This window comes from Lancefieldella sp. (genome assembly GCF_057237245.1).
Genome location: NZ_DBHHJM010000002.1, coordinates 250,111 through 262,512, shown reverse-complemented (window position 1 = coordinate 262,512; position 12,402 = coordinate 250,111). Strand labels below are relative to the sequence as shown.

Genomic DNA, 12,402 nt, shown 5'->3' with positions numbered 1-12,402 from the left:
AAACCCATCAGGCTTACATACTAAGAAAGAAAAGCTAGGCTAAAAACTAGTCAAGCTCAATAGCGGTGACTGGGCAGCCGTCGCATGCCTCCTGTGCAGCATCCTCTGCAGCCTCAGGAACCTCTTCCTCAATAGCGTGAGCAAGACCGTCGTCGCCGATCTCGAATACCTCAGGAGCAGTGCTCTCGCAGAGACCGCAACCGATGCAATCCTCATTAACTGTTGCCTTCATAATACATTCCTCTCCGTATCTCGAGCCCCTTACTCGAGTAATACTTATCTTGCATTCAAGACTACTTGATTGCAATGTATTTTTTACACGTTTCTTTGCTGTTATGCAACAACAAAGACGCAGATAATTGAAAGAACATTACTTGAAGTAGTAAGTGCACATCTGACCTGCATATATAAAAGGTTTAATTTTTAGAATTTGATACATTTTAACGGCATCGCCGCTTAGGGTACGAACCTAATACTAAGGGGTATGAAAATTTAGTATGTGGTACAAAAATCAATAAGCTCACAGCGACGTTCATCCAAAAATTAAACTGAGAAGTATTACGCGTTACAAGAATCTTGTTCTATCTGTCAGGGTTCTTTTTTTATGCAACATTAGGCGAATTGCCATTACCGCATAAAATTTTTGACAAACAAGTTAGTTTATGGTAGTTTGCTCCTTACCGAGAATAATCTCGGTAAGGAAAGGAAAATGATGGTCAGAGAACGATTAGATCCGGAAATGCGTAAGGAAGACATTCAAAAGGCTGCTATGGCACTCTTTTCTTCTAAGGGCTTTAACAATACGACGATGGATGATGTTCGTGAAAAATCCGGTTTATCAGCCGGCGGGTTATACCACTACTACAAAAATACGGCAGAAATCCTCTACGACATTATGGACAGAGGAAGCAGGATGCGTGAAGCAACGGTCACAAACACGGTTCAACATATGGGGAACAAGCTTACGCCACATATCTTGGCTGAAGTTGTCGTCGATAAAATGTTGGCGAATAATTCTTTTACGTCTATCTATGTCATGTTTCTTGGTGAGATTAAGAAAAATGAACAGCTTAATGCATTATATGAAAAACTCAAGAGGGATTCTATTACTTACTTTAAGAATTTTATGAATGGGTACGACTGCGGATTGCTTACTGATGATGACTATGAATTTGTAACGAATCTCATCAATGCAAGCTTGTTATCCTGTGAAATTTTAGATACGCGTGAAAATTTTCTAAAGAACAGGCAGCACTTGGTATCCATGCTTGAAGGTTATTTTACTCGTTCGACTTTTCAGGAAGCGGATGTTTCCGGACTCTAAAATCTTCCATCGATTTCCGCATTTTATTCATTAACTAAGGAGGTTTTTTGATATGAACTTATTGAAAAAGTACATCGCCAAAAATAAGACCGGCTACTTTTTCTCGGTTCTTTTGGCCGTTTTGGGTGTACTGGCAGGACTTTTTACCTATGTGCTCTTGAGCAAAATGATCGTTGCCCTCATTGCAGGGAATACAGATTTTGCTTTTTATACTAAAGGAGTCCTCAGTATTCTCGCGCTGCTGTGCGCAAAAGAAGTTTTTATGGGTATTTCCACCACGATTTCTCATACAGCGACCTATGGTGCTTTGTGTGAAATCAGGCGAGATATCATGGACAAACTTTTCAAAATGCCGTTAGGAAACATTTTGAATTTAAGCACAGGAAAGCTAAAAGATGTCATCGTGAATCAAGTTGACAGCATGGAGACAACCCTGGCACACCTGATTCCTGAAATGACCGCTAATATTGTTGGCCCGGTTTTACTTCTTGTTTACATGTTTGTACTCGATTGGCGCGTTTCGCTCTTGGCACTGGTTCCTCTTGTAATCGGAATGTTCTTTATGGCCGGCCCGATGAAGCGCATGCCTAAAATGTTTCCCAAAGCAGTCAAAATCGGTCAAGACATGAACAACTCGATTGTGGAATATATCAACGGCATCGAGGTCATTAAGTCTTTTAATCAAGGCGATACATCCTATAAAAAATACAGCGATAATGTTTATGCCAAAGCAGATTATTACTGCAAGTGGATGGGCTCGAACAACAACGACTATGCGGTGAGCATGTCGCTTGCACCGATGGGTATTTTAACCATCATTCCGTTTGGTCTTTTCTTCTGTATGCAAGGTAGCCTAAGCGGCGCTCATCTTTTGATGTTGATTATTTTATCGTTTGGCACAATCTCAAATATCATGCAGGTGATGTCTTATGAGGACGATATGGGTCGCATCAAAACTATTGCCGGTGAGATTGAAAAAGTTCTCAACTCAAAAGAGTTATCCCACGCAACCGGTACACAAAACATTTCACGCTATGACATCACTTTCGATCACGTGAATTTCTCTTACGATGACAACAAACAGGTTATCAAGGATGTCAATCTGCACATCAATGAAGGTAGTGTCAATGCACTCGTCGGGTATTCTGGCTCAGGGAAATCGACCGTTGCAAAGCTCCTCGCCGGATTTTGGGATACTGATAGTGGCACCATAACAATTGGTGGCATAGCTCTCACGGATATGCCTTTAGAACAGCTTTCGGATGCTATTTCTTATGTATCTCAAGACAATTATTTGTTTGATATTTCCATCAAAGATAATATTCGCATCGGCAAAAAAGATGCAACGGATGAGGAAATTATAGAAATCGCTAAAAAATCGGGCTGCCACGATTTCATTATGAAGCTCTCACAAGGCTATGAAACGGTTGCCGGAGAAGGTGGCGGGCATCTCTCCGGCGGTGAGCGCCAGCGCATCTCTATTGCACGCGCCATGCTCAAAGATGCACCGATTGTCATTTTGGATGAAGCCACTTCCTATATCGATCCTGAAAACGAAGCTATTTTGCAAGATGCCATCGCCACATTGGTAAAAGGCAAAACGCTCATTATTATTGCCCATCGACTGAAAACCATTGCAGATGTGGATCAAATATTTGTAATCAATGATGGATATGTTGAAAATCACGGAACACACGATGAACTCTTAAAAGATTCTCCGATTTACCAAGAATTGTGGAGTGCAGCCATGCGAGGTGAAGAAAATGATTAATACATTTAAGAAGTTATGGAAATTTGCAGAGCGTGAGCAAGGAATGATCCGCTCTTCGGTGATCTGGAGTTTTTTGGGTGCGATTTTTAACGTTTTTCAATTTATGGCCATCTATTTGGTCATTGCGGCGATTATAAAGCAGGAAATTACGTGGCAGACGATTGGTATGTGCAGCGCATTCTTATTGCTTTCCTTACTGGGTATCATTATTTCCAAGAAAAATTCCATGCTTAAGCAAACGCATGCCGGCTATTTTACAGCCGCAAATAAGCGTATCGCTATGGGAGAAAAAATCAAAAAAGTGCCAATGGGCTTTTTCAATGATTTTAGCTTAGGAAATTTAACGGCCATTGCGACGACAAAGTTGGACAGTCTCGAAACTTGGGTGCCCACACTTTTTATTATGGTATTCGGCGGTCTGCTTGTAACCGTGGTATTTATCCTGTCCCTTTTTATGTTGCATTGGAAAATTGCACTCATTGCTATCGCTGGGTCTTTGATTTTCTTGGCAGCTGCCGCTTTAATGCAGCAAAGATCTAAAAAGAGTTCGGATCGAGTTTCTGTTGTACAAAATGATCTCACGAAAGAAGTGCTGGCAACCTTGCAAGGTATGCAGATCATCAAGTCCTATAACTTGGGCGGACAAAATAACAACAAGCTGGATCAAAGTTTTGAAGAAACAAAAAAATCGACGTTGAGCCTTGAAAAGGCCGTTACACCTTACACGGTACTGCTAAAAATCATCATTGCGATAACGATTTCGGTTATGATTGCCACAGCACTTTCATGCTTCTTTTCGGGAGAACTTTCTTTGGACTATACCATCATGACGCTGGTTGCCAGTTTTGTGATTTTTAATAGTTTATTGGCTTCTGGTAGTGCTATGGCCATGCTTAGAACCATTGACAACGCGATGGATTCTTATGATTATGTCAATCAAATGCAAGATATGCCGGAAGGTCATATCAATGATGCACTTCAGCAACACGATATTGAATTTAGAAATGTTTCCTTTGCCTATGGCGAAAAACCAATCTTAAATAATGTGTCTTGCTATATCCCTGAAAGATCAATGACGGCTATCGTAGGGCCGTCTGGTTCAGGAAAAACAACTTTTTGCAATTTGATCTCTCGCTTTTGGGATGTCAATTCAGGAGAGATTCGCCTTGGAGGAAAGAGCATAAAAGATTACTCCCTTGAATATCTCATGAATAATATTTCGATGGTCTTCCAAGATGTCTATCTTTTTGCCGATACGATTGAAAACAACATTAAATTCGGATGCCCAAATGCCAGCCGCGATGATGTGATTGAGGCGGCAAAAAAGGCCCAGTGCCATGACTTTATTTCTGCCTTGCCCGATGGCTATCAGACCATGATCGGAGAAGGTGGAACAAGTCTTTCCGGCGGTGAAAAACAGCGTATCTCCATTGCCAGAGCAATACTGAAAGATGCACCGATTATCATCTTTGATGAAGCTACTGCAAATGTTGATCCGGAAAACGAAGACAAGCTGAAAGCAGCCATTGAAGCCCTTACTCAAAACAAAACCGTCATCATGATCGCGCACCGCTTGAAGACGATTCGTAATGCGAACCGGATTTTAGTACTGAACAAAGCAGGGATTGAGCAGTGCGGCACACATGATGAATTGATGCTGCAAGGAGGTCTTTATCGAGATCTTATCGAATCGAGAAGCAAGGCGGAAAGCTGGAGATTCGCAAATTAAAGTTTGGAACTAACAACAACATCTTTGACATAAAAATTGGTATATGCAATTTTAGGTTATGAGATCATGATTCCGATTACTCTGATTGCAGGGATTGTCTGCGAGCTGATTATCGGAAAGATACATGTCATCTACCTTTTCTCCAGAACAAGCAGCACATGTGGAGACTGTAGCGTTGCTACAAAAGGTCAATACCTGAAAATCCTTCATTAGTAGCTGCAAAGCTACTAATGAAGGATAAATTTGCAGAAATAGCTGTCAAGGAAACTTATAGAGCAAAATCAATTAAGGGAAATGTTTATAACTGGAATACAGTAATAGGGGATGGTCGCAGAATCATCCTCTATTTTTTGTACAAAAAACGAAGAACTTTGTATATTGCATTTTGATATTAGGCTCCCAATATCAGTGAAGAATCACAGTATTCAACATCATAATGATGGAAAGAAAGTCTATCTTGACAAAATAGCTCTATATGATTATAACTATGTTCATAGTTATATAGATACAAAACTTCAGATACAAGTTACAAAAATAAGAAGGTATGGTTATGGCCACAAAAAATATTTATGTTGCAGAAGCAGATCTACACTTATTTGATGATGCTGCCAAGTACGCCGGAAGTGTTTCTGCCGCTGTGATACAGGCACTTCAGGACTTTCTAAGTGTTCAACGCAACAAAAGCGAAGGATATGACAAGATTGAGTTAAACCTCTATGAAAAAGGGGTAAGAAGAAAGGTAATGTTCTATGGTATGGAGATTACTCGTGTAGAACGTCCGGTAGACGGTGGAATAAGGATTGACACGATTTATAAAACTGCAAAAGGGCAGCTTGCAGTGGCAACCAAGGTTCGCAAGGAGCTTCCGAATTGGGCGAAAGGAAATCCACACGTATGGGAAAACCCGCAGTCTTGGTCACATGATTTTTGGAATCTGGGGGACAGAGTGTTAAACGTATATCCGGACATAGAGAGCCTAAAGGAGAAGGATGCGTATCTTGCCGAGTGCTGCGAATCTTCTCTTTCGGAAAAGCCTTATGAGTTTTTAGATATTTAGATTAGGTATAAATACTAGATTTACAGAACTATAACAAGCAAATAATGAGGTAACTTCGTGTTTATAAAAGACACCCCCTAAAAAGAAAAAATCCAGCGTCAATTCACGCCGGACTTTCATTTACGTTCTTCCGTTTCGTAAGTCTACAATAAGCCCTTATTTACAGTGTTATTCTAAGCGACAGCCACCAAACTTTGTATCATTTTGAGAAAATCATCCTTTATCATCCTATGCATGAATCGTGCTTAATTAACATTTCCCACTTCACACCCTGGGTGCAAGGTGGATGCACTTAGCTCTTTTTTGAGCATAACAATTTCACTAGTCCTGTACTCTTCAACAAATCCATTCTTTAAAAACATCGTGACTGATGGATTGTCTATGGCGACATCATCATAGAGCTGCTTAATACCGTTCTGTTTAGCCGCATCACAGAGCAAATTTAATCCAATGCTGCCATAGCCCATTTTTCTATATGGTGCGTAGACTATGACATCTGCCATATAGAGATTTTGATCACTGTCGTAATGGTAGGCGACCTCTCCAATAAAATGACCGCCGCTATCCTTTAAATACCTGTAATAACGTTTATTCTCATGCTTTACAATCCAAAAATCATACCAGCCATGCCAAGTCTCTTTTGGGAAAGGAATTGTACCTCCCCATACATGGTTATATGACATCGTTTCTTCGTCTGCCATCATTTTCTGACGAAACCAAAGATCTTCTAATGACGGTGTATATAAAGTAATAGGACTTTTGCATTCTTCTTTCATCAGTAGGTTCACGCGTCCTTTTCTTGTCTGTTTTTGGAACCACATTTGATGCTCTTAAATGTCTTTTTCAGCCTCTGCTTGAGTTTCCACCGTATCGATTACTGCGGACTGTTCATTTTGCACTGTGCTTGTGTAGTAGGTGCTAGACAGTCGATCAAACAAGAAGCGCCTGTTCATCAGCATCAACACAACAGTAATGATAAAGAAAAGAATTAAAGCCGCAAATATAACGGGAAACAGTGCCAGGAATAGCATCGAGTCTGGAGTCTTATTAAACTCATTAGTCAAAAACAACAGGCCGTCAGGAATTAGATAGAAATAGCTCGTAATGAACAATCCTCTTAGCAAAGTGCGAGAAATTCTTTGTTTCTCGTATGAGAGCTTAAAACGCAATAAGGCGCTACCAAGCGTTTTACCATTAAAGAGTGGGATTACGGCAAAGTAGAGTTTATATACAGTGCAATATGTTCAATTCTCATAGCTGTCTCCTCAAACTTTAAAGGTGTTTGTTCTATCGTTTACCTTCTTACTTTTAAACAAAGAATTACTCATTCAAATTGATTCTATTTAACACTTTGAGCTGATCGCGCTTTGCGTAAATGACATTCAAGATATATACCTTGCCAGATGGAACATCCAGCCTGTAATAAACGTAAAAGTTCTTAACAATGATTTTCCGCACACCTTTGGAGCGCCACGGTTCTGGTTCTACAGGAGCAATGCTGGAGGCCATATAGGTAAGTTTTTGCATCTCTTCTTGAAGTGTTCGAATATAGTTCAGCGCTACATCTGGAACCAACAGAGTGCGTGCAATATAGTCTCTGATTTCAAAAAGATCTGCTTCGGCATCCGGTGTGACGATAATGTCATAGGAGTCCACTTATTTCAGACTCCTTTCTAACTCAGTAAACACTTCGTTCATTGGCTTACCCTCACCAGAGAGCGATTGGATATAGCTATGCTGAAGTTTTGCATTAAGCTCAGTATCTGACATTTCATCTAGAGCTCTTGGTTTTGACGGGATTGTTAGAGAAAAAGGAATGCCATGACGATAAATAATCTGACGATAAAGGGAATTAATGACAACGGAAACAGGAATACCAAGTTTCTGAAGGATGTCTTCTGCTTCGACTTTTACATTATTTTCAACGCGGGCGCTTACAGTTGTATCTTTCATATCAACACCTCCTAGTAAGTATATTGTAATGCATTGTCTTGCAATTTGCGAGACAATGCATATTTTACAGTCTACGGATAATCTTTCAGATAATTTCGAAAATCAGCTATATCTTTTGCGCATATTTCATGAACTGCCGTATCTTTCAGTCGTTTTTGGTCGAATTGACATTTTAAGAGAGTTTGTTATTCATTCTTTGTCTGGAAATTTCACTAGCTTCATGAATCGTATCAGCAGTCAATAATGTATCAATCATTGCCCATTTGCGACCAGATGCGTATATCTTTCCAGTCTTAACGACTTTTGATGGTATAATTGGTTTCCCAAGGCTGTACACAAAATGCTCATATTCATCTTCCACATTAGGCATTTCTTCAATTTCATCGTGGATATTTTTTGTTATCGAATAGCTTTCAATATGATGAATTGACTGTAATTTTCCTTCATACCGAAAACCTATATAATTAGGTGGTTCTTTAGGCCAACCGTTAATTCCAAATGGGTGAAAATATTTCATTTTCTTTTCTACTAATTCTATCCATGTCAAATCACAATTTTTTGGGTTTTCAGTTGAAAGTGAAACCACATATACCCAATTTGATTCTTTTGCCTGCATAGTCATTATATCTCCTAAATATCTCATTAATTCTTTTAACAAGTCTTTTTGTGATCTGCTAGAACTAGTTTTTGCAGAGTTTGCTAGTTCGTATATTCTCTTCCAGGACAGATGATTTACTGGAATATCATTTATAACCTTAAAAGGCAAATATGCGTTTGCATAATCTTCACTACACTCTGACATTGAAATAATAGCTTTATGTGAGACTGGACTTTCTATAATATTTTTTCTTTGTGAGTATAAAGTGAGTTGCTCAGCTCCTGGTAAAATCCAGCCCCTTTTGGCTTCAATAATTATATAAAATGAAGTAGTATCAGTTATTTCTAAATCCGTTATACCTTTATTCTTCTCAAATTCCTGATACTTAATCCTAACATTTTGTGCATCAATCTCTAGTGACATCACCTCATTGATTACTGCTTTAAGAAATTCGGGACAGCGTGCTAATGCCCAAGCAATACTTTTAGTTATGTCGTTCTCAAGATTTCCTATTAACTGAAATATATTATTTACTTCAGTGCCGTATGCAACCAACTCTGACATATTTTCTTCTCCTTGCGTGTAATTTTAGACCTTATATATAGTTTTAAATCTTTATTTTGGACAGCAATACTACATTCTCCACATGAAACGTTTGAGGAAAAAGATCAACGGGTATGATGCTTACGGGTCTAAACGTTCCTGCATCAACAAAGCGGCGTAGGTCACGCGCAAGGGTTGCCGGATCACATGAGACATAGGCAATCGCACGAGCACTCTGCTCAGAGAGCCGCTTCACAACTTCAGGAGCAAGTCCTGCACGAGGGGGATCAACAATAATAACATCTGCGTCTGTATCGGGGAATTCTCTGCCCGCGTCTCCGCCTACCGCATCAACGTTATCAAGCTTGGCTAGTTCAAGGTTGCGGCGAAGATCTCTAACGGCTGGACCATAGGCTTCAACAGCAGAGACAAATCCTGCACGTTTTGCCAGAGGAAGCGTAAAGGTTCCTGCTCCACAATAAAGGTCCATAGCCTCATCGTCTGGCTGAACATCCAAACCAGAAAGTACAAGCTCAACGAGTTTCTCGGCACCCTTGGTATTGACCTGGAAAAAAGAAGGAGCAGAAAGCTGCATCTTCTGGCCGTCAATGAGCTCGCTCCATGAGCCGGAGCCGCTCAGACGCTCTACGCCTACAACACGGCGGGCTTTACTAGGACCCTTGGTCATAACGCGAACAATACTTGTTGCTTTTATTGCGTCGCCTAAAACGCGCGCCACTTGTGTGCGTGGGAAGCCGCTCGGAGCGGTCCAGAGCGCAACTTCAAGCTCTTTAGTGCGTCTAGACACCCTGATGCCAATACGTTCTATATCAAGCTCGTGAGAGCCCGAGAGGTAGGAGAGGGCCCCGCTTACGGCACCAACAGCCTTCTGGTTGCTCTTATCCAAAAGCGGACAGTCTTTAATGCGAACAATGTCCTGTCCGTTAGGTGCATACATACCTACCAGCGTTTTATTGCCATTGCGTTTAAACGCCAGTTCAATTTTATTGCGATAGCCCCATGGTTCGCCAGGGGAAACAATGTCTTTTACCAGTTCAGAGACAACGTCGTGTGAAAAATGTCCAATGCGTTCAAGAGCAGATATCACGCCGTTGCGTTTCTCGACAAGTTGCTGCTCGTAGAGCATGTTGCCCCAAGGAGTGGCACCCGTGAGCACCACAAAGGGATTAGGGCGTGGCTCTCTGAATGCAGATGCTTCCAAGACCTTTACAAGTTGTGCACGAGAAAACCTGTCTGTATCCTCGGTAATCTGCACACTGACGGTATCTCCAGGGACGGCGCCTCCAGAGATAAAGACCGTTTTACCTTCTGATGTATGAGCAATAGCGTCTGGACCGTAGCTCATACGTTCTACATGTAAGGTGAGCTCAGACACTTAGTAGACCATTCCCATTGCTTCGCGGACCTCGTCGAGCGTGGCGTTAGCAATAACGTTTGCACGAGCGTTTCCGTCGTGGATGATATCGCGAATAAGGTCTGGCTGAGCTGCAAACTCTGCGCGCCTCTGACGAATTGGCTCAAAGTAGGTGTTAACAGCATCGATGACGTAAGCCTTAAGAGCTCCACCGCCGCCCATGCCAATCTCGTCAGCAATCTCTTTTGGATCACGGCCAGTACAAATGCCAGCAGTGGTGAGAAGCGCAGAAACGCCAGGACGGTTGTCTGGATCAAAGGTAATCATGCGCTCGGAGTCAGTCTTGGACTTCTTGATGAGCTTGGCAGTTTCTTCAGCTGTCATAGAAAGTGAGATAGCGTTGCCGTAAGACTTGCTCATCTTGCGACCATCAAGACCAGGAATCAATGGGGTAGAGGTGAGAAGGCCAGAAACTTCTGGGAACACTTTGCCGTAGCGCTCATTAAAGCGACGGGCAATCTTAGAGGTAATCTCAATGTGAGGCAGCTGATCGCGACCAACAGGAACAACATTTCCTTTACAGAAGAGAATGTCGCATGCCTGGTGGACAGGATAGGTGAGGAGAAGACCGGTGAGAGCATGTCCAGATGCTTCCTGCTCTGCCTTAACAGTTGGATTTCTATGAAGCTCAGACTCGGTAACAAGCGAGAGAAACGGCAACATAAGCTGATTGAGAGCTGGGACTGCAGAATGCGTGAAAATCATGGTCTTTTCTGGATCAATTCCGCAGGCCAGATAATCAATAACCATATTGTAGACATTGTCTGCAATATGCTCAGTGGTGTCTCTGTCTGTAATGACCTGATAGTCTGCAATAATAATATTGGTATGAACACCAAGATTTTGGAGTCTTACGCGCTCAACAATAGTGCCAAAGTAATGTCCAAGGTGAAGTCTTCCAGTAGGACGGTCACCAGTAAGCATGTTGTACTTTCCTGCATGCTCTGGCAGATCTGCTTGAATCTCATTTGAGCGACGGAGTGCCGTCTCGTAGCTGCCCTCATTTGGCATAAAAACTCCCAAACTTTCAAGTTCGTATGCAGCGCCTCACTGAGACGCCCGCGTTTCTAGTCAACAGTGCTTATTCTATCGCAAAGACGGCCGAGCGCCTTTGAGGCTGGCGCGGACTTCTTTCCAGTTTGGATAGAACGTGGCGAGAAGCGCATAGAATTCGCGGTTGTGTCTGCGAACGTAGAGGTGGGTGAGTTCGTGAGCGATAACGTACTTCAGAGCCTCTTTGTCATATTCGGCAAGCTCAAGGTTGAGCGTGATGGCTCCTGTACATGTGTTGCAAGATCCCCAACGGCTTTTCATGCGGCGTATTTTATACCGTGAGGCTTGCTTTTGAGCTCTTGTTTCCATGGCAGCGGTAAGCTCAGGCAGGACCGTGCGCATCTCTTGAGCGAGAAACTCATCAAATGTTTTACGAACGGCTTGCTGTGAAGCTTCGGAGGCAAGGTCGTCCAGGTAGCGGTTGGGAAGCGTGATAACAACGTCGTGTGCAAAGATGCGCGCCGCCCGCTTTGGTCCGTGAATGATGCGCAGGTTGTATGGGTGTCCCCAAACGCTCACCGTATGTCCGGAGGCTATGGGAGTGGGAACTTGGAGGTTCTTCTCGCCAAGTAAAGAGGCGCGAGAAAGAGCGGTGCGAATCCAATCAGATTTGGATTCGACAAAGGCGATTGCAGCCGCTTCGGAAGTGTGCCACGGATAGCTCACGTCAACGCGACCTTCTCGACTAACACGCAGATTGATGTTCTTGACGGCCTTGCGTGTGAGCTGTACGGAAATGCCTGCTATCTGTACGGTTTTGGCGGTCACATGAGTCCTTACCATGATTTGGTTGATGGTTTGTAACATAGTATTACACGCATGTGACGCAGGAAATAGGGGAGGCAGTATGGATAGATCGGTCCTGCGCGCCTGAAAGCAAAGCTTACAGATTATGAACTTAGTGTGTTGATACTATAAAAATTTTGCGATATTGCCCTA

Annotated in this window: 12 protein-coding genes; 4 read left to right on the top strand and 8 right to left on the bottom strand. The window is 42.3% G+C overall.

Going from position 1 to position 12,402, the window contains the following annotated elements; genetic code table 11:
- Positions 1–46 precede the first annotated feature (46 nt).
- Positions 47–232, bottom strand: coding sequence for a ferredoxin (locus ACO5GU_RS03130; protein WP_035433296.1), 186 nt, complete (start codon positions 230–232; stop codon positions 47–49).
- A 477-nt stretch (positions 233–709) separates the two neighbouring features.
- Between ACO5GU_RS03130 and ACO5GU_RS03125 the strand changes: the two genes are divergently transcribed.
- The 4 genes from ACO5GU_RS03125 to ACO5GU_RS03110 all read left to right on the top strand — a co-directional run bounded on the left by ACO5GU_RS03125 (position 710) and on the right by ACO5GU_RS03110 (position 5,881).
- A complete protein-coding gene (locus ACO5GU_RS03125) occupies positions 710–1,324 on the top strand; it encodes a TetR/AcrR family transcriptional regulator (RefSeq protein ID WP_484930073.1) in 615 nt (204 codons plus the stop codon).
- Between the two features lie 52 nt (positions 1,325–1,376).
- A complete protein-coding gene (locus ACO5GU_RS03120; protein ID WP_484872182.1) occupies positions 1,377–3,095 on the top strand; it encodes an ABC transporter ATP-binding protein in 1,719 nt (572 codons plus the stop codon).
- Positions 3,088–4,824 (top strand): ABC transporter ATP-binding protein, encoded by a 1,737-nt coding sequence (locus ACO5GU_RS03115; RefSeq protein ID WP_484872181.1) that lies wholly within the window; start codon positions 3,088–3,090, stop codon positions 4,822–4,824. The genes ACO5GU_RS03120 and ACO5GU_RS03115 overlap by 8 nt, the downstream gene beginning before the upstream one ends.
- 550 nt (positions 4,825–5,374) lie before the next feature.
- Entirely contained in the window at positions 5,375–5,881 is a 507-nt protein-coding gene (locus ACO5GU_RS03110) for an EXLDI protein (RefSeq protein ID WP_183684651.1), read from the top strand.
- 245 nt (positions 5,882–6,126) lie between these two features.
- On the opposite strand, the gene ACO5GU_RS03105 is transcribed toward ACO5GU_RS03110, so the two are convergent.
- The 7 genes from ACO5GU_RS03105 to ACO5GU_RS03075 form a co-directional block, all read right to left on the bottom strand.
- Positions 6,127–6,702 (bottom strand): GNAT family N-acetyltransferase, encoded by a 576-nt coding sequence (locus ACO5GU_RS03105; protein WP_484930070.1) that lies wholly within the window; start codon positions 6,700–6,702, stop codon positions 6,127–6,129.
- A gap of 499 nt (positions 6,703–7,201) precedes the next feature.
- Positions 7,202–7,537, bottom strand: a complete 336-nt coding sequence (locus ACO5GU_RS03100) for a type II toxin-antitoxin system RelE/ParE family toxin (protein WP_035427394.1) — start codon at positions 7,535–7,537, stop codon at positions 7,202–7,204.
- Positions 7,538–7,834 (bottom strand): type II toxin-antitoxin system RelB/DinJ family antitoxin, encoded by a 297-nt coding sequence (locus ACO5GU_RS03095; protein ID WP_035427395.1) that lies wholly within the window; start codon positions 7,832–7,834, stop codon positions 7,538–7,540.
- 172 nt (positions 7,835–8,006) lie between these two features.
- Entirely contained in the window at positions 8,007–8,996 is a 990-nt protein-coding gene (locus tag ACO5GU_RS03090) for a hypothetical protein (RefSeq protein WP_484871507.1), read from the bottom strand.
- Between the two features lie 43 nt (positions 8,997–9,039).
- Positions 9,040–10,371, bottom strand: a complete 1,332-nt coding sequence (rlmD, locus tag ACO5GU_RS03085) for a 23S rRNA (uracil(1939)-C(5))-methyltransferase RlmD (protein ID WP_484930067.1) — start codon at positions 10,369–10,371, stop codon at positions 9,040–9,042.
- The gene (gene trpS / locus ACO5GU_RS03080; protein WP_484930066.1) at positions 10,372–11,421 is read right to left on the bottom strand and encodes a tryptophan--tRNA ligase; all 1,050 of its coding nucleotides are present in this window, start codon (positions 11,419–11,421) and stop codon (positions 10,372–10,374) included.
- A 75-nt stretch (positions 11,422–11,496) separates the two neighbouring features.
- Entirely contained in the window at positions 11,497–12,231 is a 735-nt protein-coding gene (locus ACO5GU_RS03075) for a M48 family metallopeptidase (protein ID WP_484930065.1), read from the bottom strand.
- Between the last annotated feature and the right edge of the window lie 171 nt (positions 12,232–12,402).